This is a genomic window from Vibrio sp. Y176, assembly GCF_033438945.1.
Window position 1 is genome coordinate 1 of record NZ_JAWOQS010000209.1, and the last position, 908, is coordinate 908.

The 908-nt window shown below is 51.4% G+C and carries 1 protein-coding gene; it reads left to right on the forward strand.

Annotated elements, in window-relative coordinates:
* On the forward strand, positions 1 to 908 hold a 908-nt coding region (locus tag R7O13_RS25130; protein WP_318304976.1), incomplete at both ends, for a dihydroxy-acid dehydratase.

A 908-nucleotide genomic window follows, 5' to 3' on the forward strand; every position in this document is an offset into this window, starting at 1 on the left:
CAAGTACCACACCTTTGTAAAGTGGCTCCTTCAACGCAGAAATACCACATGGAAGATGTACACCGTGCGGGTGGCGTTGTCGGTATCCTTGGTGAACTGAACCGTGCAGGTCTGCTGCACAATCAGTCTAAGACAGTCCTAGGACTGACTTGGGAAGAACAGCTAGCCAAATACGACATCATGCTGACCGATTCAGAAGAAGTGAAATCATTCTACCGTGCTGGCCCTGCGGGTATCCGCACCACACAAGCATTCTCGCAAGATTGTCGCTGGGATACTCTCGATGACGACCGTGCGGAAGGCTGTATCCGCACCAAAGAAAACGCCTTCAGCCAAGATGGCGGCCTTGCCGTTCTGAAAGGCAACATCGCGCTGGATGGCTGTATTGTGAAGACTGCTGGTGTGGACGAAAGCATCCTGAAATTTACTGGCCCTGCGGTAGTGTTTGAAAGCCAGGAAGATGCGGTAGACGGCATCCTTGGTGGCAAAGTGAAAGCGGGCGATGTAGTTGTGATTCGCTACGAAGGTCCAAAAGGTGGCCCGGGCATGCAAGAAATGCTCTACCCAACCACTTATCTAAAATCGATGGGCTTAGGTAAAGAGTGTGCGTTATTAACTGACGGCCGCTTCTCTGGTGGTACCGCTGGTCTGTCTATCGGCCATGCTTCTCCAGAAGCGGCCAATGGCGGTGCGATCGGCTTGGTTCAAGACGGCGATTTGATTGCGATTGATATTCCAAATCGCAGCATCTCTCTTGAGATCTCTGAACAGGAACTTGCAGAGCGCCGCGTAAAACAAGACGAACTTGGTTGGAAACCAGCAAATCGTCAACGTGAAGTGTCTTTCGCCCTAAAAGCGTACGCCAGCATGGCAACCAGTGCTGACAAAGGTGCAGTACGAGATAAATC